18 protein-coding genes are annotated in these 22,265 nt (G+C 56.2%); 7 read left to right on the plus strand and 11 right to left on the minus strand.

Annotation, left to right across the window (positions count from 1 at the left end):
• Positions 1 to 2,540: hypothetical protein (locus B9A24_RS22095; protein WP_084446543.1), on the plus strand; the 2,540-nt coding region annotated here is incomplete at its 5' end.
• A 6-nt stretch (positions 2,541 to 2,546) separates the two neighbouring features.
• Here the strand turns inward: B9A24_RS22095 and B9A24_RS13455 are convergent.
• The 3 genes from B9A24_RS13455 to B9A24_RS13465 all read right to left on the minus strand — a co-directional run bounded on the left by B9A24_RS13455 (position 2,547) and on the right by B9A24_RS13465 (position 7,204).
• Complete coding sequence (locus B9A24_RS13455; RefSeq protein ID WP_159452046.1) at positions 2,547 to 4,646, minus strand: beta-N-acetylhexosaminidase; 2,100 nt, start codon at positions 4,644 to 4,646, stop codon at positions 2,547 to 2,549.
• Between the two features lie 149 nt (positions 4,647 to 4,795).
• Positions 4,796 to 5,566 (minus strand): energy transducer TonB, encoded by a 771-nt coding sequence (locus B9A24_RS13460; protein WP_143434936.1) that lies wholly within the window; start codon positions 5,564 to 5,566, stop codon positions 4,796 to 4,798.
• A gap of 99 nt (positions 5,567 to 5,665) precedes the next feature.
• On the minus strand, positions 5,666 to 7,204 hold the full coding sequence (locus tag B9A24_RS13465; RefSeq protein ID WP_234997279.1) for a bifunctional GNAT family N-acetyltransferase/carbon-nitrogen hydrolase family protein: 1,539 nt from the start codon (positions 7,202 to 7,204) through the stop codon (positions 5,666 to 5,668).
• Positions 7,205 to 7,706: 502 nt separating this feature from the next.
• On the opposite strand from B9A24_RS13465, the gene B9A24_RS21700 reads away from it, so the two are divergent.
• Positions 7,707 to 7,958, plus strand: a complete 252-nt coding sequence (locus tag B9A24_RS21700; RefSeq protein ID WP_143434937.1) for a hypothetical protein — start codon at positions 7,707 to 7,709, stop codon at positions 7,956 to 7,958.
• A 74-nt stretch (positions 7,959 to 8,032) separates the two neighbouring features.
• Here the strand turns inward: B9A24_RS21700 and B9A24_RS13470 are convergent, their stop codons facing one another.
• The 8 genes from B9A24_RS13470 to B9A24_RS13505 all read right to left on the minus strand — a co-directional run bounded on the left by B9A24_RS13470 (position 8,033) and on the right by B9A24_RS13505 (position 18,113).
• Positions 8,033 to 8,689, minus strand: a complete 657-nt coding sequence (locus tag B9A24_RS13470) for a 3-oxoacid CoA-transferase subunit B (RefSeq protein ID WP_084446547.1) — start codon at positions 8,687 to 8,689, stop codon at positions 8,033 to 8,035.
• 109 nt (positions 8,690 to 8,798) lie between these two features.
• Positions 8,799 to 9,494: a CoA transferase subunit A gene (locus tag B9A24_RS13475; protein ID WP_084446548.1), complete on the minus strand. Its 696-nt coding sequence runs from the start codon at positions 9,492 to 9,494 to the stop codon at positions 8,799 to 8,801.
• Between the two features lie 65 nt (positions 9,495 to 9,559).
• A complete protein-coding gene (locus B9A24_RS13480; protein WP_084446549.1) occupies positions 9,560 to 10,513 on the minus strand; it encodes a bifunctional riboflavin kinase/FAD synthetase in 954 nt (317 codons plus the stop codon).
• 28 nt (positions 10,514 to 10,541) lie between these two features.
• Entirely contained in the window at positions 10,542 to 11,354 is an 813-nt protein-coding gene (truB, locus tag B9A24_RS13485; RefSeq protein WP_084446550.1) for a tRNA pseudouridine(55) synthase TruB, read from the minus strand.
• Entirely contained in the window at positions 11,351 to 12,139 is a 789-nt protein-coding gene (locus B9A24_RS13490) for an undecaprenyl-diphosphate phosphatase (RefSeq protein ID WP_084446551.1), read from the minus strand. The genes truB and B9A24_RS13490 overlap by 4 nt, the downstream gene beginning before the upstream one ends.
• On the minus strand, positions 12,140 to 12,466 hold the full coding sequence (locus B9A24_RS13495; RefSeq protein ID WP_084446625.1) for a DUF3098 domain-containing protein: 327 nt from the start codon (positions 12,464 to 12,466) through the stop codon (positions 12,140 to 12,142).
• Between the two features lie 60 nt (positions 12,467 to 12,526).
• On the minus strand, positions 12,527 to 13,426 hold the full coding sequence (locus B9A24_RS13500; RefSeq protein WP_084446552.1) for a cell division protein FtsX: 900 nt from the start codon (positions 13,424 to 13,426) through the stop codon (positions 12,527 to 12,529).
• Positions 13,427 to 13,547: 121 nt separating this feature from the next.
• A complete protein-coding gene (locus B9A24_RS13505) occupies positions 13,548 to 18,113 on the minus strand; it encodes a translocation/assembly module TamB domain-containing protein (protein WP_084446553.1) in 4,566 nt (1,521 codons plus the stop codon).
• A gap of 302 nt (positions 18,114 to 18,415) precedes the next feature.
• Here B9A24_RS13505 and tsaD point away from each other — a divergent pair, with 302 nt between their 5' ends.
• The 5 genes from tsaD to B9A24_RS13530 all read left to right on the plus strand — a co-directional run bounded on the left by tsaD (position 18,416) and on the right by B9A24_RS13530 (position 22,149).
• Positions 18,416 to 19,426 (plus strand): tRNA (adenosine(37)-N6)-threonylcarbamoyltransferase complex transferase subunit TsaD, encoded by a 1,011-nt coding sequence (gene tsaD, locus B9A24_RS13510; RefSeq protein ID WP_084446554.1) that lies wholly within the window; start codon positions 18,416 to 18,418, stop codon positions 19,424 to 19,426.
• A 138-nt stretch (positions 19,427 to 19,564) separates the two neighbouring features.
• Positions 19,565 to 19,978 (plus strand): thioesterase family protein, encoded by a 414-nt coding sequence (locus tag B9A24_RS13515; protein WP_084446555.1) that lies wholly within the window; start codon positions 19,565 to 19,567, stop codon positions 19,976 to 19,978.
• A 28-nt stretch (positions 19,979 to 20,006) separates the two neighbouring features.
• Positions 20,007 to 20,477: an SsrA-binding protein SmpB gene (gene smpB, locus B9A24_RS13520; RefSeq protein ID WP_084446556.1), complete on the plus strand. Its 471-nt coding sequence runs from the start codon at positions 20,007 to 20,009 to the stop codon at positions 20,475 to 20,477.
• Positions 20,478 to 20,639: 162 nt separating this feature from the next.
• Positions 20,640 to 21,431 (plus strand): C40 family peptidase, encoded by a 792-nt coding sequence (locus B9A24_RS13525; protein WP_234997266.1) that lies wholly within the window; start codon positions 20,640 to 20,642, stop codon positions 21,429 to 21,431.
• 226 nt (positions 21,432 to 21,657) lie between these two features.
• Positions 21,658 to 22,149: an HNH endonuclease gene (locus B9A24_RS13530; RefSeq protein ID WP_084446557.1), complete on the plus strand. Its 492-nt coding sequence runs from the start codon at positions 21,658 to 21,660 to the stop codon at positions 22,147 to 22,149.
• The last annotated feature ends 116 nt before the right edge of the window (positions 22,150 to 22,265 follow it).

Genomic DNA, 22,265 nt, shown 5'->3' on the forward strand with positions numbered 1-22,265 from the left:
TTGATTACAACCAGGCGGAAGTCACGTTCTCGCCCCAGCACCTCATTACCCGCAACTCCCGCATCCGGGTCGATTTTGAGTATTCTGACTTCAACTATGCTCGCTCGCTGTTCGATCTGAGCCATTACCAGGAGTTGGGACGGTTGAGTGTGCATCTGAACTACTACCGCGAATCCGACAACCCGGACAACTCACCCAACCTGATTCTGAACGAAACCGACCGGGAGCTGCTGCGCAATATTGGCGACAATGTGACCCTGGCGACCACTCCCGGCGCTGACTCAGCCGCCTATGACCGCCGCCAGGTACAGTACCGCCGCGAGGTGCAGACGTTGCCCAGCGGGGAGCGCGTGCCCATATTCGTTTATACCACTGACTCTACGCGTGGCGTGTACAATGTGCGTTTTACGAGCGTGAGCCAAAGCGAAGGCGACTATATTTTGAGCACCAGTGCCGAGAATATCAATGCGAATGGGCGCGTATTTCAGTACGTAGGAGTGGGGCGGGGGAATTACCGGGCTGAGCGCCGCTTGCCCACGCCTCTGCAAAAGCAGCTCGTGACGGCCGGCGCCAGCTACCGCCTCGATTCGACGGCTACCGTGTTCGTGGATCTGGCCTCGTCGGAGCTGGATTTGAACCGGTTTTCGCCCCAAGCAGACCAAGGACGCGCGTTTCGGGTGGGCTATGCGGTACTTGATAAACCCGTGAATCTGTCCTTGCTCAAGCAATACAAGCTGCGCTCCACGCTGGACTATGAGTACAGCAGTCGGCAGTTTTCCCCTATTGACCGCTACCGCGATATTGAGTTTGACCGCAACTGGAGCACCGCCAGCACGGTGCAGGGCAATGCTGCTTTTCGGCCCGCCCGCGAGGATAATATCTTCAACTTCTCGGCTGGCTTGGTCAAAAACGAGAAGAATGCTTTTTCCTACCGCCTCAGTCGGCGCTACCGGGCCGGCGAGGTGAGCGGTCTGCAACATTGGGTGGATGCGGCCCAACAGGTTGGAGACGTGGAGCTGCGTGGGGGGCTTTTTTTACTGAATTCGGAGGCAGGAGCGCGCCAGTCTAACTGGGCGCGGGGCGAGGCAACAGCCCGTTTTGTGCGGGGGGCAATTGTGCCGGGCTACGCGTATCGTTTCGACAAAAACCGGGTATCGTTGCCCGATGGGACTTCGCTTACTTCGGCCAACTATTTCGACGAGCATTCCGTGTTTGTGCAAAGCCGCGACAGCGCTGCCACCCGCTTCCGCCTCGACTACACCTACCGCCGCGACCAGGCCCCACAGAATGACGAGCTGCGCACGCGCGGCCGGGCCCAAACCTGGCAAGGAATGTTTGCGAGTCGCTTAGGCAAAAACCAGGATTTGTCGGTATTGCTTACCTACCGCAACCTGGCTGCCCGCGACAGTGCCCGCCAATACACGGTATTGAGCAAACTCGACTGGAACGCTTCTTTCTTCGATAAATTGCTGCGCTCGGAGCTAAGCTATAGCGTAGCCACTGGCCGTGAGCTGCGACGAGATTACTCTTTCCTGCCCGTGCCCAACGGTCAGGGAACCCACTTTTATGCAGGCGATGCCAACGTCAACAATCGTCAGGATAAGGAGGAGTTTTTCGAGGCCCAAACGCCGGACGCGCAGTATCGCACGCACATCAAAGTGTTTTTGCCTACCGATGACTACATCATCGCCTTCACCAATCGCTTCAGCTACCGCCTCACCAGTAGCTTGCCCCGGCAGTGGCGCGACCAGCCCGGCATTCGCGGCTTTGCCGCCCGATTCACTACTATCAGTACCGTATCGCTGGACCGGCGCACGACCGAGCGCGACCTTAGCTCGCGCCTCAACCCCTTCGCCTTCCAGACCGAAGACGAGTTTTTGCTTTCGCTGAATAAGCTGCTACGCAATACGCTGTATTTCAATCGGTCCAATCCCATTTTCGGGGCTGAATTTACGGTGCAGCAAACCCAGCAAAAGGCGCTTCTCACCCAAGGCACTGACATTCGCAATCTGGCCAGCCAGTCGATATTGCTGCGACGGACGCTGGCGCAGTCGTTTACAGGCCGCCTCATCACCACCCGCAGTATTCGGGAAAACACTTCGAACTACCTCGCAACCCGCAACTTTCGGGTGCTGCTCTACGAAGTAGCCCCCGAGCTGAGCTACCAACCAAGTCCGGCCCTGCGTTTTACCGGTACCTATCTGCATTCCTCCAAGCGCAACACCTTCGCCGGGCCCGATGAGAATACCCGCGGTATTTTCGACGAATTAGGAGTAGAAACGCGCCTAAGTCAAGTGAGCAAGCGCACGCTCACGGCGGCCACGCGGTACGTGCGCATCGATTTTGAAGGTAATCAAGCGTCGGTAGTAGCCCTGGAAATCCTGAACGCCTTGCGGCCCGGCAACAACCTGACGTGGAACCTAAACGTGGAGCAGCGCCTCAGCAACGGTCTGAACGTAACCGTAGCCTACGACGGCCGCAAGCCCAATGGCCTGAGCGCCGTGCACACGGGCCGGATGCAGGTGTCAGTGCTGTTTTAGAACAGCTTATTTGCTCTCAATCAACTTCCGAACGCTGGCTACTACAGCCAACTCCGCCTGTCCGGCTGGCGCTTTCGCAACGTCGAGTTGCTTGAGCGCTGCGGTTTGCCAAGCGACGGGGGGCTTTTCGCCCTTCTCCATTTGCCGCAGCCGCTCCAGCGCCAGTGCTGAAATGCTGCTGAGCTGCGCAGACAAAGGCGCATATTCCTCTAGGCTGGGCTGAGCCAGTAGCAGCGGGCGCACGAGCGCGTCGTTCAGCTGCCATTGCCGTAGCGGCGTCGCGACGGCTACTGCGGCCACCTTGGCTTCGGCAGCAAGGGCAATAGCTGTTTGGGGGGCGTTTTGGCGCAGCCGTAGCAGATTTTCGACCGCTATGCCAAACTCGCGGGCCGCGTCCGATTCTGCGGGCGCGGCATCTACCAGCCGATTTAAGGGCGTCTGAGTCGTGTACTGCATGCCCTGAAAGTGGCGCTTGTATTCTTTCACGGGCTCCAATACGCTGGCCAGCGTGCGCAGCGGAGCCATCTCGCGACCAGCGGCTAGCTGCGTCAAGAGCTTCTCCGGCGCACGCCGGTGCTGCACGCCCAGCGTTTCAAGCAGGGCAGAAATGCCCCCCAGCCGCCGATACATATCCGGCACGTCCGTCACGGTAGCCGGCGACCAAAACCGCTCAGCAATAGCCGCCGTGCGCGGCCAGATGCGACTATCGACAATGACCGAATCGGCAAACTCGGCCCACATAGTAGCCTCACCACCCAGGATGCGCTGCTTCTCAATGGCAGTGAGCGGCGCGTCGGCGGGCAGCGGGTCGTTTAGGTAATGAGTGGCGGCACTGTAATTCAGGTCGATGTAGTAGCCGTTGGATAGAATAGTGGCGTGGCCGGCCTTGGCGGCCTCGTACAGACCCTTACGGCCGCGCCAGCTTTGAATAACAGCGCTGGGGGGCAAACCGGCACCAAGAATCTCGTCCCAACCCACCATCTTCTTGCCCCGCGCTGTCACCAGCTCCAGAATACGGCGGTTGAAATAAGTTTGCAAAGCGTGCTTGTCGGGCTGGCCCTTCTCCGTTACGAAGCCTTTTGTCTTCATAAACTCCACGATGCGCGGATTGCGCCGCCATTGCCGTCCGTCGTTCTCATCGCCGCCAATGTGAAAGTAAGGGTCGGGAAACAGTGCCGTCATTTCCCCGATCAACGTGTCAAGGAGCTGGTAAGTCGTTTCTCTGGTTGGGTCCATAGCGATGTTGAGCACTCCCCAGCGTTGCGCCACGCCATACGTTGAGTCGTTGCTGGCCAACACCGGATAAGCGGCCAGCCAGCTTGTCGCGTGGCCGGGCATATCAAACTCCGGGATAACCCGAATGCCGCGGGCCGCGGCGTAGCGTAATACATCGCGCACCTGTGCCTGGGTGTAATATTGCCCTTCGCTTCCTACTTCGTGGAGGCGGGGCAATGTTTTGCTTTCCACCCGAAAACCTTGATCATCCGATAGATGCCAGTGCAATACGTTAAGCTTCACGGCCGCCATGCCATCCAGATTGCGCTTGATAACGGCTACCGGCATAAAGTGCCGGGCGGCATCAATAAGTAGTCCCCGCCACCCGAATCGGGGCTGATCGGTGATGTCTGCCTCGGGAAAATAGAAGTTCTTTTTATCCTTAGTCAGTAGCTGCCGCAACGTTTCCAGTCCCCGCAAAGCACCTAAGCTGGTTGGCGCATCCAAGGCAATGCCCGCCGGAGTTACGCGCAGACTATACCGCTCTTCGTCGCCAGCCTCCATGCGGCCCGGACGGCCGTATCGGATGGTAAGGTCGGCAGCACCGGAGGAAGTGAACTCGGGAGTTAAGCGCTTTTCATTAATTTGCTGAACCAGCCAGGTGTTCAGGCGCTGGGCAGCGGCTCGCACGGCCGAGTCCGGCGTGACGGGTGCATTAAGTTGGGTACGCCACGTATTTTTCAGCACAAAACGACTGACGCCCCATTTAACCTGGGCAGGCACTGGCAACAGGTTGCGCGTTTCCGTCGAAGTTTGGGAGCAGCCAATATGGCCAAAAAACAGCAACAAGCAGGTAAGCAGGAGGGGAGTACAAGCGAAAGGATGAAGCATATGCATAGGAGCGGATAGGGCCAAAATTACCAGCTTATTTTATCTCAGCCCTTTCATTACGCATTCTAAGTGATAGTCGCGAATAAAGAAACCACATTGTATACACCGACTGTGGATGTGAACCGCTACATAGGTTTGTGTAAATACGGCTATCTGCGCTCAACGCCCAAAGCCGTGACGACTAACTTGTGGGCATAAGGGGTAAGAGCAGTAACCGATTGTTTCTCAGGGGACGTGTCGGGGTTATCGCTATGCAACTTAAGCTCAGCTAGGCGTCGTCGGGCTTCCTCACCTTCTATCATTTCAAACCGTACGGACAAATAGAAACGAGAGGTAGTGGGGCGACCTCGATAAATAGCTGGTATCCAATTATCAGGCAAAGCTTGAAGCCGCTGAAATACCTCTCGGTCGCATTCAGGACTCATGCTGCTTTCTATGGTGAAATCTGCTGTCTGACCCGTAGGCGTAACTGTGTATGACACCACCACCGTGCCCTGAAGCTTGCGAGCTAGGGCACTGACAGGATAGCGAAGGGTGCTGATGAGATCTAGCATTCGCTTGTCCATACTACCTATCGGTCGAGGAGCACGAGCCAAGCGCTTCAACTGCCATTGCTCATCAGCGCGAACCCAATAGCGGGTGGTATCTTCTCGGGTAAAACTGATACGGCTGGAATCGTAATCGAAGGTTAATTCTAACTGCTCTTGGCTGTTATAAAAATTCCATTTGCCAATGCGCTTACCGTCAGTTGAAGTTGCACCCTGTTCAAGCTTAGCATAAGGCGGAGGAACCTTCGACTTGATTCTTTTTTGTGCTTGAGTTCTAGTTGAACATAAAAGGAAGGTAGACAACACAAGGATGATAGCTTTCATACGTATAGCGCCTTTTAATTGATTAATGAGTAGGATGGGAAGAGCCAAATATATAGGATATCTGCACCGCAATTCACTGTAATTAAACAAAAAAAGCCCCCCACACCGCTGGGTGTAAGGGGCTCTTAGCGCAGGCGCAAAAATTAACTACCCGGCAGCAATAGCTTTCCGCTTGCTGGTGCGGGGGGCACGTTCTTCGCCCTGGCTCAGCAGCTCGTCATCACGCTCGGCTTTCTTCACTACCCAGCTTACCGAGTACAAATCCTTGCGCCGGTCGCGGAGGTTGCGCACGGCGCCGCTGCTGTTCAGATCCTTGAGCAAGTCCAGGTCGAGGTCAGCAATAAGAGTCATTTCGGTGTTAGGCGTGGCCTCGGCCACGATGGCGTCGTGGGGGAAGGCGAAGTCGGAAGGGCTGAATACCGCCGACTGCGAGTACTGAATGTCCATGTTCTCGACGCGCGGTAAGTTGCCCACGGAGCCCGTAATAGCCACGTAGCACTCATTTTCGATGGCGCGGGCCTGGGAGCATAGCCGCACGCGCTGGTAGGCGTTCTTAGTATCAGTCCAGAAGGGCACGAACAGGATTTTCATGCCTTCGTCGGACAGCATGCGGGCCAGCTCGGGAAACTCTACATCGTAGCAGACGAGAATGCCGATCTTACCGAAGTCAGTGTCAAAGCACTTCAGCTTGTCGCCGCCGCGCATGCCCCAGTAGCTAGCCTCGTCGGGCGTTACGTGGAGCTTGTACTGCTCATCCATGGTGCCGTCGCGGCGGCAGAGAAAGGCCACGTTGTGCAGCTTGCCATCTTCGTACACCGGCATGGAGCCAGCCACGATGTTGATGTTGTAGCTAACCGCCAGTTCCATCATTTTGGCTTTAATGGGCTCGGTGTAAGCGGCCATGGCGCGGATAGCTACCGAGGGCGAGTCCTCGTTGGTCAGCGCCATCAGGGGAGCGTTGAAGAACTCCGGAAACATCACGCAGTCCGACTTATAGCCGCTGACGGTATCCACGAAGAACTCAATTTGCTGCAATAGGTCTTCCAGGCTGCGGGTGGCGCGCATTTGCCACTGTACAATGCCGATGCGCACGTTGCTTTTCTGGTTGCCAATGAGCTTTTCCTCCTCCTCATAGTACACATTCAGCCATTCGAGCAGGGTAGCAAAGGCTTTCGACTCGGAATCATAGGGCAGGTAGCCACGTATGATTTTGCGAACGTGAAACTCATTGGAGAGCTGGAAAGTCAGGATAGGGTCCGTGATTTCCTTGTTGCGTACCATTTCCACGTACTTGGCCGGGGTCATCTGGTCGGCATAAGCCGCGTAGCCCGGAATTCGCCCCCCAGCTACCATTGCGCGCAGGTTCAGGTTTTCGCACAGCTCCTTGCGGGCATCGTAAAGGCGCCGCCCCAGGCGCAGAGAGCGGTACTCAGGGTCCACGAATACGTCGACACCATACAGTGTGTCCCCATCAGGATTATGGGTGTCAAACTTGCCGTCGCCGGTTATTTTAGCGTAAGTATGACGGTCGCCGAAGTCACTGTACTGCACGATGATAGCCAAAGCTGCGGCTACTAAAGTGCCATTATCTTCAATACCAATCTGCCCTTCCGGAAACTTACGGATCAAAGCTGCATACTCGTCCGACGACCAGGAGCCCTCCATGTTGGAATATACTTTGTCCATGATGCCTTTCACCGCCTTGAAGTCGGAGCGGCGCAGTGTACGCAGCACCAGCTTGTGCGCTGGAACAGCTGTCGGCGTGAGCAACTCAGCGGTTATTGGAGAAGATTTATTAGTTACTTTTTTGGCGTGACTGCCACCAGTGCCGGTCTTGCCGTTTGAACTCGTTGCCATAGGTATTATGTGATTTTGTAAACGCAATCGAAAGAAAAGACTAATATCCAATCAGCAGTACACTGCTTACGGACGTCTTTATGGGTAGGGTACTCCGCTTCGGGGCCTAAGGTTTGTAGAAGGCTACTCAACGCCCGAATGGCTGACGCTTTGCCTTGGGCTCAGTCTGGAAGAAAAAGCACTTCTTTGGTTATGCTGCCCCAGGTAAAAAAGCCCAGGTTCGGCTGACGAAGGTGCCCTACACAAGATAAGGACTTGACTGTGGGAGATAACTACTATGGCCTAAGATTCGTTTCTGATGGTACGAATTCACCCTTAGCCTTTTAATCTTATGAACGCTGCGCGCTTTCTTCTGCTCCTCGTAGTTGCCTCCGTTGGGGCCTGTACCTCCGACCCGGCCGCTTCTGATGCCCCTACCACTACTGCTGATATGACTCCCCCATACCCTTCGGCTGCTACTGATACGTCAGCCGTTGCTGAGCGGGTTGACTCAGCTGGCCCCGTGCGCCCAATCCCTGAGAATGTACCATCGACGGAGTATTCAGCGCCAGCTACCAAAACCACAACGACGGGTAATCAGTAACAGTTGACATTGTGCCTACATGAGAGAAGCGGGCCAAGAACCCGCTTCTAACAACATATCCAAAAGTAACTCGGCTACAACTGCATTTCTGGTACGTCGCCCTCGGGGACTACCAACTTGCCGGCTGTTGCGGCCTTAATCTGCTCTACACTCACGCCAGGTGCCCGCTCACGCAGCACGAAGCCATCAGGTGTGATATCGATGACGGCTAGTTCCGTCACAATCTTTTTCACGCAGCGCAGACCGGTAATGGGCAGCGTGCAATCGGGGAGGAGCTTGCTGCTGCCGTCGCGGGCTACGTGCTGCATGGCCACAATGATGTTTTTGGCCGAGGCCACTAAGTCCATAGCACCGCCCATCCCTTTCACCATCTTGCCCGGAATCTTCCAGTTGGCAATGTCGCCCCGCTCCGATACTTCCATCGCTCCGAGGATGGTCAAATCTACGTGCTCGCCCCGAATCATGCCGAAGCTGTCGGCCGAGTTGAAAAGGCTGGAACCGGGCAGCGTGGTTACGGTTTGCTTGCCGGCATTAATAAGGTCAGAATCAACTTCGGACTCTGTCGGAAAGGGCCCCATCCCTAACAGGCCGTTTTCGGACTGCAATTCAACGTTGATTCCGGCCGGAATATAATTCGCTACCAGCGTTGGAATGCCGATGCCAAGGTTGACGTAGGAGCCATCGCGCACTTCCTGGGCGATGCGTTTGGCGATGCCGTGTTTATCAAGCATTATCTGAGGGTAGGGGCGCGCTGCATGCGCCCTAGTTAAACGATTCTTGGGGAAGATGATAAAGCGGCTGCACGAGGGCCAGCCAACGACGGGCGCGTACAACGCGCCCCTACGTGCGTACGGTCCGTTGCTCGATGCGCTTCTCGTAATTCTTGCCCTCAAATATGCGCTGCACGAAGATGCCGGGCGTATGAATCTGGTTGGGGTCAAGCTCGCCGGCAGGCACCAGTTCTTCCACTTCGGCTACGGTGATTTTGCCAGCCGTCGCCATCATGGGGTTGAAGTTGCGGGCGGTGCCTTTGTAGATAAGGTTACCGGCCGTGTCGCCGCGCCAGGCTTTCACGAAGGCATAATCGGCGGTAAGGCCTGTTTCGAGCAGGTACATCTTGCTTTTAAACTCTCGGCTTTCCTTGCCTTCGCCTACTTCGGTACCGTAGCCAGCGGGCGTGTAAAAGGCCGGAATACCGGCTCCGCCCGCCCGAATGCGCTCGGCCAGCGTGCCTTGGGGAATCAACTCTACTTCCAACTCCCCCGATAGTAGCTGCCGCTCAAACTCCGCGTTCTCCCCTACATAGCTCGAAATCATCTTGCGCACCTGCTTGGTTTGCAGCAGAAGCCCGATGCCAAAATCATCGACGCCCGCGTTGTTACTAATACAGGTCAGCTCCTTGACGCCGAGGTGCAACAACTCCTGAATGGCGTTTTCGGGAATGCCACAGAGGCCGAAGCCGCCGAGCATTAGCGTCATGCCGTCGGTGATGCCGTGCAGAGCCGCCTGAGCGTCGGCTACAACTTTGTTTATCATATGTGGTGGGTGGTTGGGGGCGGAAAGTTAAAAGGATAATAGATTCCGCGAAAGGAAGTCGCAAATTAGCCCCCTACCAAGTGCCGGCGGGCCGCATCGGAGTCTTTGGCCAGTTGCACCTTCAACTCATCCAGGTCCGCGAACTTCTGCTCATCGCGCAGGCGGGCTATCAACTGTATGGTCAGCGGCTGGTCGTATATGTCGCCCGAAAAATCCAGCAGATGCACTTCAATGGTCTGCGCTAAATTGCCCCCCACGGTAGGTCTCACGCCGATATTGAGCATGCCCGGCTGCACGTCGCCGGCGGCAGTGGTAGCCAGTACGGCGTACACGCCGTGGGCGGGCACCAGCTTGGATGCCTCCGCCAGTTCCAGATTGGCGGTAGGAAAACCGATGGTACGGCCGAGCTGCTGACCGCGCACAACGTTGCCAGTCAGGGAGTAGGAATAGCCGAGGTGGCGGTTGGCGGTGGCAATGTCGCCGCTAAGCAGGGCGCGGCGGATGCGGGTGCTGCTTACGCCCACCGCGTCCACGTCTTCGCGCGGAATCTCTTCTACTTCCAACCCATAGCGGTCGGCGTGTTTGCTGAAGTATTCAAAGCCTCCTTCGCGGTTTTTGCCAAACCGGTGGTCATAACCAATCACCAGCTTTTTGGCGCCTACTGTGCGCAGCAGCAGCTGTTGAATATATTCCTCGGAGGTCAGCTGCGCGAACTCGCGGGTGAAGGGCACAATCAACAGGTAATCGACGCCAAACTGTTCGAGGCGCTCAATTCGCTCATCGAGCGTGGAGAGAAGCTGCAAATCGAGTGGCTCCGGGTGGGTGGGCGGCGGGTCGAGCACCATGCGCGGATGCGGCCAGTAGGTAATGACCACGGCGGGGCCGCCACTTTGCCGGGCCACTTCCAGCAAGCGTTGCAGAATTCTCTGGTGCCCGACGTGTACGCCATCGAAGGTTCCGCTTGTTACAACGGCTTGACCTAGAAACGGGAATTGCGCCGGGTCACGGAAAACTTGCATCTGCTGGGGTGGCTAAATGACTGGAAAACTATTCCTGGGGGGCTTTTTCGGCGGCGGCGGAGGCTGCCGCGGCGGTAGAAGCGTCGTAGTAAGCCAGACCCTGACGCACTGGCCGATGCCGTTCCCCGACTGGGCGCGGTGGCTTGGCTGGATCAGCTTCGGGGCGGGGCGGCCGCAGGGCTTCCACATCGGTTATGGTGAGGGCATTTGATAATGAGTACTCGCCAATACGAGTGCGGGCGAGCTGGGTAAGATGAGCGCCACAGCCCAGGGCCGCCCCAAAATCGCGGGCAAGGCTACGGATATAGGTGCCCTTGGAACACACCACCCGAAACTGAACATTGGGCAGGGCAATACTCATCAGCTCGAAAGCGGTAATGGTAATCTGCTTGCTCTTGATTTCGGCGGTATCGCCACGGCGGGCTACTTCGTAGGCTCGCTCGCCATTGATTTTTACCGCTGAAAATAGCGGCGGCGTCTGCTTTATCAAGCCGATAAAAGGCGCGGTAGCCGCTTGCAAGTCGGCTTCGGTGAGGTGGGCGTAAGGTAGCTCGGCATCGACGGGCGTTTCCAGATCGAAGCTGGGCGTCGTCTGGCCAAGGCGGAAGGTGCCGGTGTACTCTTTTTCCTGCGCCTGAATAGCGTCGATTTCCTTGGTTTTCTTGCCGGTGCACAAAATGAGTAGGCCTGTCGCCAATGGGTCAAGCGTGCCGGCGTGGCCTACTTTCTTGATGCGCAGCATGTTTTTCACCTTGCGCACCACGTCAAATGATGTCCAGGTAAGAGGCTTATCCAGCAACAAAACCTCGCCGGCTTCAAAGTCAAATTCCTTCTGCTTCATATCAATTGCAGATCAATACCCAACCCTATCATCAGCAGAATAATAACTCCGATAACGATGCGATACATGCCGAAGGACCGGAAACCGAAGCGCGATACGAAATTTACAAACGAATTAACTGCCAACAACGCCACCACGAATGCCACCACATTACCAAACGCCAGCACTTGCAAATCGCCGGGCTGCAGCGGCGTGATTTTGTAGGCTTTATACAGCTGATACGCAGTAATAACAAACATGGTGGGCACGGCCAGCAGAAACGAAAAGTCGGCGGCGGAACGGCGGTCGAAGCCCTGGCTAAGACCACCTACGATGGTGGCCGCCGAGCGCGACACGCCTGGAATCAAAGCGATGCACTGAAACAAGCCGATTTTGAACGCCTGCTTAATGTTGGGCGTGGTCACTTGCTTGCGCTCCCCATCAAACCACTTATCAACGAACAGCAGAATAATGCCCCCCAGGACCAAGGAAACGGCTACCACCGTCACGCTTTTCAGCAATTCCGTGATTACGTCTTTCAGCACAAAGCCCAGAATACCAAATGGAATGAAGGCCACGGCCAGCTTCAGGTAAAAATCAAAGCTCTGCAGAAAGCGCCGCCAGTACAGCGCCACCACCGACAGAATAGCCCCAAACTGAATGGAAGTAATGTAGACTTCCGTAAACGGTGCCTGCCCGATACCGAGCAGATTGGCCACGATAATCATGTGGCCGGTGCTGGATACCGGTAAAAACTCCGTCAGACCCTCCACAATAGCGAGGATCAGCGCATGCCAATAATTCATCTAAGAACGCTTGTAAGTAGGGCGCGCCGCCGGGGTCGGGGCCGCTGGTGCTGAAGAGACGCTGGCAACCGAAGCTGCCTCCACGGATGTAGCCTCAGCGGGAGTTGAAATTTGCCCCCCAGGCTTGGCCATAATGGCAAAAAACTCAATTATGAACCCAATAACCAATAAAATGGGGCCGAGTGTGATGCCCAGAAACCCAAGGCCGTAGTCCGCTGTATCGAGGGTCATGGTGATAAACCCTGCTACCAACACGGCTAGGCCTATAAACATGAGTCGGTAATTGCGTGGCCCGAAAGCGAAGTGGGGAGAGGGGCGTTGTTCCATGGAATACATAGGAGGTTTCAAGCTATGTATTCGGCACAGCTTGATAGAAGTGAATTAATGTTAATACAAATCGTCGAGCGACATGCCCAGGTACTTACGCACGGCGCGGTAGGAGCTGAAAAAGCCGATGACGCAGCCCAATACGACCATTAGCACGAGTAAAGCACCGATCAAGCGCTCATCGAGCAAAAGCCGAAGCTCATCTACTTGCAAGTACGCGTATTGCTGCAGCGCCAGCAAAATAAGAGCCGCCAACGTGCCACTAACAAAGCCTTGCCACGTAGCCCGCCGCAAAAATGGGCGTTGAATAAAGAAGGAAGTGGCCCCTACTAGCTGCATGCTCCGAATCAGGAAGCGCTGGGAGAAAAGGGCCAACTTAATGGTATTGTTAATAAGGATCGTCACGACAAGCGTGAGGACCACGGCAAAGCCGAGAAGCACCAGGCTGAGCTTGCGTACATTCTGGTTGATGCTGGTAATCAGGCTCTGCACGTATTGTACCTCGTGTACGCCACTTTCGGTCCGTAGCTCCTGCTCTATTTGGCGTAGGTTGAGCGAATCGGTGTATTCGGAATTGATGCGCAGGATATACGCATCACGCAATGGATTATCGCCCAGAAACTGCTGGAAATCCTCGCCGGTTTGCTCGATGAACTGCCGGGCGCCTTCTTCTTTGGACAGGAAGCGCACTTGAGGCTGCCGGTCGCGGAAAGCAATAAAGGGCTTGCTGGAAAAGGCTTGCTGCAAGCGCAGGAGTTGCGCTTCGGGCAGGTCGCGGTCCAGATAAACCTGCATTTCCAGATTCTCTTTCACTAGGTTGGAAAGCTTGTGGGCGTGAACCAGGAGCAGTCCAAAAAGCCCGATAACCAGCAAGGCCAGCGTGATACTAAACACGACCATCGTGTGCGGGTAATTACCCAGCTTTTTCTTACGAGTGGACGAACGGGGAGGGGAAGCCATGCCGCAAAGGTAGGAGTAGCAATTAGCAATGAACGCAATTGCCAGATTTGAATTAGAAAAATGCCCCCCAACGACGGTTTAGGCGGTCATGCTTGGCGACCTGAGCATGACAGAACCCCAATCACATAATGGTGCGCGGATCGTCATCTACGACGAGGGCTTCGCGGGCTTTGCGGGCGGCTTCGTCGCGGCGGCGCACGCGCTTACGCGCAAAAAGCTCCTGTATCGAATCAAATTGCTCGGTGTGGAGCAAGCTGACGGCGGCGCGGGGCTGATTGATGGTTTCCAGGTCGCGGGGCGTAGTTTGGTAGCGCAAGCGAGCCCGAAAACGGCCATCAGCTTGGAGATAATACTCTAGGCTCAGGTCGCCCAGCAGGGAGGTTTGGGCCGTAGCATCAATATCGGAGCCGGGAACGGTGCCCAGGTTCGTCGTATTACTAAAGCCGCCTTCGCGGGTTACGCGCAGCCGGCCATTCAGAAAGCTGTAGCTCAGGCGCACCTGCAACGCCCGGAGCTGGTCTTCTGAAAGCCCGTTGAGGTTAAAGTCAATCTCCAGGTTCTGATCGATCTGGGAAGTGAGCAGACCTAGCTGTGTCGACAGGACCTGCCCCAAACTATTTCCAATAGTGTTATTGCTGCCACTCAGCGAAAGCTGCGCGAAAGAACCGGGAGGCGACAGTTGCTTGAACACGAGTAAGCTGAATACTTGACGATTCAACTCCTGCTCATCGTTGCGTAGCGAGTTCGTAAACGAAGCCAAATCGCCCTCCAAGGCGGAAGGTGCGTCATTAAACTCCAGCCCCAGCTGAATGGCCGGCAACAACAGCGGACCCGTCAGATTCATCACGGCCGTAACGGGCACCACCGCGCCCGCGCTAGGAGTAGTCGTGCCCAGCACCGGCGCCAAAGAGGTGCGCTGGGTGTAGGCGGCTGTTACGTTCATCTGGCCATCCAGCGGATTGCCGTTCCAGGAAATGGTGCCGCCGGGCCGCACCACAAATTCCTTGTTGATCAGGCCCTGCAAGGTGAAATTATAAGCCCCCCGCACGATTTCAATCTGCCCGTACATATTGAATTCGCCGCGAGTATCTACGTTTAGGCGCAATTGCCCCACGGCCGTACCACGAATTACGTCGCCGGTGCTTTCGTCGAGGATAATCTCCACGTAAGCATCCTCGGTCACCGTCAGGTTGAAGTTGAGCTGCAAACCCGATAGATCCACGCGGCCAGCAGCGGCTGCTACGATGGGCACGGTAGACGTGGTATCGGTGGGCAGATTGCGGTTTACAAACTTAATGTAGCTGGCTTGCTGGGCTTTGGCCGCATTATCAAGGGGAAGAGAAACCCGGGTGCCGGCCTCGCTGCGTGCCGTGACGTTCACGGTCAGATTATCGACCGGGCCAAACACGCGCGCCTCGCCCGTTCCGTAGGCCCGACCGAAGTATAGCTCGTTTTCCTTGCGGGTGGTATTGAGCAGCTGGAGCTTGCGGAAGTCGGCCCTCAGATTAAGCACCATATTCTGAAAGCCCTGATGTCGAATATCCCCGTCGAGCGTACCGGTATTGCCGAACACGTCCCGCAGGGTTACCTCCCGGAAAAGAATACGGTCCTCGCGGAAGGAAATGCGGTCGGTGAAGCGGTAGGTGGTGCCCAGATAAATAAACTTGAAACGGCCGTTACTCACGTCGACATCGCCCACGAGGTTGGGGGCACCTAGCGGGCCAGTCAGCCGCAGTCGACCCACGGCCGTGCCGCGCATATTGTCGAAGAGCGTATTTAGCAGGGGCTCGGCTATTTTCACCGGCGCACTGTCGAGCACGGCCGTCAGGTCGAGCTGGCGTATGGGCTCGCGCGGCGCCACGGTGCCCGTCACCGTAAGCACGCGCTGCTGGCTGTTCATTACATCTAGGTTGACGCCTAGCTTGCTGGTGGTATTATCCCAGTCGCTGCTGCCGGTGACGTTACCGATCAGGATATCATCAAACCGCAGCGAGTCAACGGCCAGCGAGCTGTTCACAACCAGGGCTCCAAACACGCCGCTCACGGTTCCCTGCGCGTTGGCTACGCCCGTAATATTTTGCTTGGTGAGGGAGCTGAGCGTAGCCAGCTCCAGGTTCTGGACGGCCAGCTGCAAGGTTTTGGCCGGATCAGTGGAAATAAAGCCCTGCGCGCTCACTTGTTGGGTGCCATTGGATAAGGTCAGGCTGCGAATGTCAATCTCTTTGCCAGCATTGGAGATAAGAATTACGTTTTCCGGTGCCAGTGTCCAGTCCTTCCCCAATAGGTTGACGCCCGACTGCCGAAATACCACTTGCACGGCCTGCGGCAGAAAAGCTATTGAGCCATTAATAGCCCCCCGATTCGTGGTGCCGGTTTGGGTCAGAGAAGTCGAAAAATTAATCTTATCCTGATCCCAGACGCCTTCCACGTAGAAGTTCTCCGTCTGATTCAGCAGAGGAAGTTTTTGTTTTTCAGAGGTGATATTAGCCTGCGCAAGGATTTCAGGCTGATAGGGCAGCTTGGAGGTGAGTAGGTCCAGCGACGTATTCACGGCCCGAATGCTATCGTAGCGCAGGCTGTCAAATTGCCCGGCGAGCGTGAAAATAGAAGTAGGACCATTGCGAAAGGAGCCGTCCACCCGTGAGTAGTCGGATATCTCCAGCTTTGGTACGAATAGCTGAATAACGGGATTAGCACGCTTCAGATAGAGATCTAAGTCGATAGCGTACTCGGAAATTGCCCCCTGGCGCTTGCGACGGTAATAGTTGGCGGTTTCAATGTCGTTGCTTTCGAAGTTGAGTTGATATTCCTGGATGAGCGTTTGTACGTCGCGGGCTACGGTGGTGAAGTCGAAATCGCCGTTGGCCGTCAGGTTCAATACTTCAGAGCGCACGGCCACGCTGCGCTGCCCGCCCTGGCGCTGGCTTACTATATCGAGAGTGTCGATGGCCACGTTGCGGCCGGCGTAGCCCACTTTGGTTTCGCGCAGAATAATGCGGCCGATCAGATCATCGAGCTTTAATCCCTGAAAACGTAGATCAGCGTTGGTGGCAATGGTAACGGCCTGGTCGGTAAGGCCGAGGGCGCGCAGATCGGCGCGGCGTATCTGGGCGCGGAGGTCGAAGGCTTGGCGGCTTTTGTTCAGGTCCACACGGCCGTCGGCGGCTATTTGCAGAGCGGGGTCGTTGATGGCTAGCTTGCCCTCGAAGGTTTCGCGGCTGAACTGGCCGTTGGTAGTGATGTTGCGGAAGCGGTAGCCGTTCAACCAGATGCTTTGCACCGTTGCATTGGCCCGCAAACGGGCACCGGCTGGCGTGAAGCCTACGCCTTCTACACGGCCGCTGAAGGCAATGTCGCGCACGGTGTTTTGGTCGCCCAGAAACTTGCCCAGCTGGAAGCCCGTGGTTTTCACCTGGCCCTCATAAGTGGAATAGCGAGGGTCAGTTTTGAACTTGATATTTACGTCCGACACCACGTTGCCGAGGGCCGTGTTGAAGGAGCCGTTGGCCACGAAGTCGTTGTAGAATCCCAGAAATTGCCCCTTGAGGCGCACAGTGCCGAGGCGCTGCACGTAGGCCCAGCCCTTGGCAGGCACGTACTTACGAATGTCGCGCCCATCTATTACGGAGGGTTGCAGGCGCATTTCCACGAAGCTTTCCTTCAGATTGGGCAGCCCTTCCACATTAATATTGCCCACAATGTGCGTGTTCTGGCCATAACGCACATCGAGGTTGCGGGTCGTGAAATTGGTAACGTACCCTTTAGCCTCGCCCGAAAGCAGCACCGTTTCATTCAGGTTGCGGAGTTGGGGGGCAAAATGCGCGATATCGTCGGAAATAAGCCGCGTGGGGCCCAGCCGCGCCGTTACGCGCACCGAGTCGTTGAAGTGCGTGAAGTTGAGAAAACGCTTGTAGTCGAAGCGGACGTAATCCTTGAGGTAGCTGCGGCCCACGCGCAGGTCGGTGTTGGCAAACTCCCAGAAGGTGGGCGCGAAGGTCATGTCAGTGTCCCAGTGCTGCACGCGGGTCTTGGAGGGCGTTTCGATGGCGCGCATATCGCGGATGCGGGCGGCAATGGTGTCGCCATTCATCTGAATACCCGAAAAATCGGCGTAGATGCTGTCAACCCGCACGTGGGCGTAATCGATGCCGTATTCCGTGCGCGGCTGGTTCTGGCGTTCCAGCACGAAGCGGCCATTACGCAGGCCGAGGCTTTTGATCTGAAAATCGAAGAGCTTGGTAACTTTGGTGGTGTCGGTGGGGCCAATGAGGCGGCGCACGGCGGTCAGAAACTGGCTCAGGTTGGTAGAGTCAGGCGCGTCGGCGTACGTAACCAGGGCAAAGCGCGGCTCATTCAGCACCAGCTGGCCTATATGCAGGCGGCGCAGATTCAGTACAGAGAACAGCTCAATATTGGCCTCGGCCTGCCCAATGTGAAACAGCTCGCCCCCGCGTCGGTCCAGTACCTGTACATTCTGGAGCAGCACCCGCGAGAACGGCCGAACATCTACCCGCCCGATACTCACGCGCTGCCCCAGCTTATCCGACAGAAAAGTGGCCGCCCGCTGCGCTACCCTTGTTTGTACGCTTGGCACCCGTAAAGCCACCAATACCACGCCCACGGCCAGCACCACGAGCAGGAGCAGGCCCAGCAGGATTCGGAGCAGTACGGAGATGAAACGGGGCACGGAGCGCGAATAGAGAGGAATGGAACAACGAAGATGCTGCTTTTCGCTCAACCGTTGGCTGGCACCGCTGGCAGCCGCAGTCAGGGACAAAACTCTCTTTTGTCTTGCTAAAAGCCAGACGGTTGAGAAAAGCTAGACTTGAATACGGGTCAGACCATTTAACGAGCCGGAGGTTTAGTCATTTAAACGACCTTTGTCATGAAATATGCGGCCAGGAACAAAAGTAACGCTCCCAGCCACTTCTATTTTCAACGCTTGTACTTTTTGCTCATCGCTTTCATGGTGCTGGCTTTCCACATCTTATGGCATATCCTATTATCCTGGCCATCGAATCATCCTGCGACGACACCTCGGCCGCCGTGCTGGCCGGGGGGCAAATTCGCTCCAACGTCGTGGCTACCCAGCGTGTGCACGAACAATACGGCGGCGTGGTGCCGGAGTTGGCCTCGCGGGCGCATCAGCAGCACCTGATTCCGGTGGTGCAGGAGGCCTTGCGCCAAGCCGGCGTCACCAAAGCTGAACTTGATGCAGTAGCTTTCACCCAAGGGCCGGGCCTACTAGGCTCGTTGCTGGTGGGCAGCATGTTCGCCAAAACCTTTGCGCTGGCGTTGGGCAAGCCGTTGCTGGCTGTGAATCACATGCGGGCGCACATTCTGGCGCACTTTATTAATGAGCCGCGCCCTACGTTCCCCTTTCTCTGTCTGACGGTTAGCGGCGGCCACACCCAGCTGGTGGTCGTAAAAAGCCCCCCAGACATGCAGGTCGTCGGCCAGACCATCGACGACGCGGCCGGCGAGGCCTTTGACAAAACGGCCAAGCTGCTCGGCCTGCCGTACCCCGGCGGCCCGCACCTGGATAAATTGGCCAGCACCGGCAACCCCACGCGCTTCCCGTTTCCAGTAGGCGCTATGCCCGGCTATGATTTCTCCTTCAGCGGCCTCAAAACGGCCGTGCTGTACTTCCTGCGCCAGCAAACGGCTAAAAACCCGAACTTTATTCAGGAAAATCTGCCCGACCTCTGCGCCAGCATTCAGCACACGATTATTCAAACCTTGCTGCGCCAGCTTCAGCGCGCCGCCGCCGATCTTGGTCTTACACAGATTGCTCTGGCTGGTGGCGTGGCCGCTAATTCCGGCCTCCGCGCCGCCTTACAGAATTTGGCCGCCGAAAAAGGCTGGGCCGTGTTTATTCCCGAATTCCAGTATTGCACCGATAACGCCGCTATGGTCGCCATGACGGCGCATTTTCAGTTCGAGGCTGGCGATTTTGCCCCCCAGCTCGTCAGCCCGGACCCACGGTTGAAGTTGACGTGAGTATGAAATCAGCTGTCATGCAGAGCGAAGCGAAGCATCTCGCGTGCTGACACTGGATTAGTAACCCAACGACTGCACGCGAGATGCTTCGCTTCGCTCTGCATGACGGCCTAATTTACAGTTTTCTCTTACCCATTGATGAAAAACCCTTTCCAGTTAGGCGACGTCAAAATATATTCCTTTGTAGTCACGGAGGCCGACTTTGCTACGATGGAAGGCCATATGGTGCATGAAGTGTTGAGCACGTTTGCGCTGGGGCGCAGTATGGAATGGGCGGGGCGGCTGTTTGTGCTGGAAATGCTGGAGGCGGGGGAGGAGGGCATCGGGACCATGCTGCACGTGGAGCACCACACGCCGGCCTTCGCGGGCGAAACCGTCGAATTTCGCGCTACTTTTGCCGCCCTGGAAAATCGGGAACTGACTTGCGCCGTAGAAGTCTGGGTGGACGAGCGGCTGGTCGCTACTGGCCGCACCGGTCAGCGCATCGTACGTAGCGAAAAGCTGTCGGCTCGTTTTGCCGCCTTGCGCGCCGGCTCCCCAACATCTGCTTAATCAGCGTCTCAACGCGCTTTCTGTTATTATGGCCAAAGAAAAAGACGCTCCGCGCAAAGTCAATATTGTTAATCGCCGGGCCAGCCACGAGTATTCTTTCCTGACGAAGTACGACGCAGGCATGATGCTGCAAGGCACTGAAATAAAAAGCATCCGCGACGGCAACGTGAACATGCAGGACGGCTTTTGCATCTTCCACCCCGACGGCAGCCTATGGGTACACAACCTCTCGATTTCCAAGTACACCGAGGGCACCTACAATAACCATGAACCCACCCGCGAGCGCAAGCTGCTGCTCACCAAGCGCGAGCTGCGCCAGCTTTCCGACAAAAGCCAGGAGCAGGGCCTGACCATCGTTCCCATTCGCCTGTTCGTGAGCGACCGGGGCTTTGCCAAGCTCGAAATTGCCTTAGCCAAAGGCAAAAAGCTCTATGACAAGCGCGAAGACATCAAAGCAAAAGACCAGAAGCGCGAAATGGATAGAGCGCGTGACTACTAACTTGCCTCTTAAGCTGATTTGGAAAAAGCGAAAGTTGGTTCCCTCTACTAAGAAGTTATCTGACGAGTTTTTGCTAAACGGATTTTAAGCCGCAGCTTCGTGGCGTCATCTGAATCAGCGAAATCAATTTAATCAGCAAAATCAGCGACTTAATCTGCGATTGTGGAATATGGAATTTGCCCCCTGAGCGTGGTGCCGGTGCGGGCCGAGCCGAATGACCGGGCCGAAATCGTTACCCAACTCATTTTTGGGGAGTGCTACACGCTGTTGCTCATTCAGGGTAACTGGTGCCAGATACGCATCGCGGCCGATCAGTATGTGGGCTGGATGGATGTAAAGCAGCACGAGCCTGTGACCAGCACCTACTTCGCCGAGTGGAGCGCGCATGCCCATCCGCGCAGCCTCGATGTGGTGCAGATGGTGAGCGATGCTGACTCGCGCCAACCTATTTCTCTGGGTGCTCGCCTGCCCTTTTTCGACGGCATGACCTTGCGCCTGGGCGAGCGGCAGCTTTTTTATAACGGTGCCGCGACGAATCCTGCCGCCAACGGCGACCCAGGGCGGAAGGCCGCGCTGCTCCAGAAGATGGGCCAAGCGTTTCTGAAAGCACCGTACCTGTGGGGGGGCAAAACCCTGTTTGGCGTCGATTGCTCTGGCCTCATGCAGCAGCTCTACGGCCTGGTTGATATGCAGCTTCCCCGCGACGCCCGCCAGCAAATCGACCACGGCCGCACCGTGCATTTTGTGTCTCAGACCCAGCCTGGCGACTTAGCTTTTTTTGATAACGCCGAAGGCAACATCGTGCACGTCGGGATGCTGCTGGAAGACCAACAAATCCTGCACGCCAGCGGCGAAGTCCGCATAGATCCGCTCGACCACAACGGCATCTATAACCGTCAGCGCCAGAAATATTCCCATAAGCTACGCCTGATCAAGCGGTTATTGCCTGATTAGAGTGTAGCGCGGCAATCCGCTCCGCGTCGTGCGCAGCGCGAAAATACGCGGTTGTAGCCAACTGCTACCGCCTGATTCGTGCTGCGCACGACGCGGAACGAATTTCCGCGCTACGCTTCCCAAAAAAGCCCCCCACGGCTCTTAGCTAAAGGAAACTTAACTCATCGGCTGTTGTTAATGCGCTTAGAATCACCTAGCTTTCGCTAACCCGATTCTCCCTGAGCGTATGGATCAAAAAGTGCTTGTCTTGAATGGTGACTACACCGCGATTACGCTGTGCAGCGTGCAAAAGGCTTTCGTATTGCTTTTTTTGGATAAAGCGGAGATGATTGCGAAGTCCGATGGAACCTTGCGCTCCATCAGCCAGGCTTTTCCCAAGCCCAGCATTATCCGCTTGCAGCGCTACGTGCGCGTACCCTACAAGGGTATCGCCCTAAGCCGGCACAACATCATGAAGCGTGACCATTTTGAGTGCCAGTACTGCGGTTCGACCAAAAATCTGACCCTCGACCACGTAGTGCCCCGCTCGCGTGGCGGCGACTCATCGTGGACCAACCTGCTCACAGCCTGCGCCCGCTGCAACCACGCCAAAGGCCACCGCACGCCCAACGAAGCCGGCCTCACGGTGCGGCAGCAGCCGAAGAAGCCGACGTTGGCCGGCTTTTTAAAACTCTCCGCCGGCACCATCGATCAGAACTGGCACGACTACCTGAATTAACCTGGAAATGGGGCGACAGACAGCAGTTTGTCGCCCCATTCTTCTTTGGTGCCTGCCGGAATAAGCGCTCAGCTTTAAACTAACCATCGCTACTTGGAGTTAGAGGCATACATTTG

It is taken from the genome of Hymenobacter roseosalivarius DSM 11622, assembly GCF_900176135.1.
Taxonomy (GTDB): domain Bacteria; phylum Bacteroidota; class Bacteroidia; order Cytophagales; family Hymenobacteraceae; genus Hymenobacter; species Hymenobacter roseosalivarius.

Coding starts and splice junctions, on each gene's coding strand:
- B9A24_RS13530 (WP_084446557.1), top strand. CDS start 21,658: ATGGATCAAAAAGTGCTTGTCTTGAATGGTGACTACACCGCGATTACG.
- B9A24_RS13455 (WP_159452046.1), bottom strand. CDS start 4,646: ATGCTTCATCCTTTCGCTTGTACTCCCCTCCTGCTTACCTGCTTGTTG.
- B9A24_RS13515 (WP_084446555.1), top strand. CDS start 19,565: ATGAAAAACCCTTTCCAGTTAGGCGACGTCAAAATATATTCCTTTGTA.
- B9A24_RS13465 (WP_234997279.1), bottom strand. CDS start 7,204: ATGGACAAAGTATATTCCAACATGGAGGGCTCCTGGTCGTCGGACGAG.
- B9A24_RS13480 (WP_084446549.1), bottom strand. CDS start 10,513: ATGCAAGTTTTCCGTGACCCGGCGCAATTCCCGTTTCTAGGTCAAGCC.
- smpB (WP_084446556.1), top strand. CDS start 20,007: ATGGCCAAAGAAAAAGACGCTCCGCGCAAAGTCAATATTGTTAATCGC.
- B9A24_RS13495 (WP_084446625.1), bottom strand. CDS start 12,466: ATGGAACAACGCCCCTCTCCCCACTTCGCTTTCGGGCCACGCAATTAC.
- B9A24_RS13490 (WP_084446551.1), bottom strand. CDS start 12,139: ATGAATTATTGGCATGCGCTGATCCTCGCTATTGTGGAGGGTCTGACG.
- B9A24_RS21700 (WP_143434937.1), top strand. CDS start 7,707: ATGAACGCTGCGCGCTTTCTTCTGCTCCTCGTAGTTGCCTCCGTTGGG.
- B9A24_RS13475 (WP_084446548.1), bottom strand. CDS start 9,494: ATGATAAACAAAGTTGTAGCCGACGCTCAGGCGGCTCTGCACGGCATC.
- B9A24_RS13500 (WP_084446552.1), bottom strand. CDS start 13,426: ATGGCTTCCCCTCCCCGTTCGTCCACTCGTAAGAAAAAGCTGGGTAAT.
- truB (WP_084446550.1), bottom strand. CDS start 11,354: ATGAAGCAGAAGGAATTTGACTTTGAAGCCGGCGAGGTTTTGTTGCTG.
- tsaD (WP_084446554.1), top strand. CDS start 18,416: ATGGCATATCCTATTATCCTGGCCATCGAATCATCCTGCGACGACACC.
- B9A24_RS13470 (WP_084446547.1), bottom strand. CDS start 8,689: ATGCTTGATAAACACGGCATCGCCAAACGCATCGCCCAGGAAGTGCGC.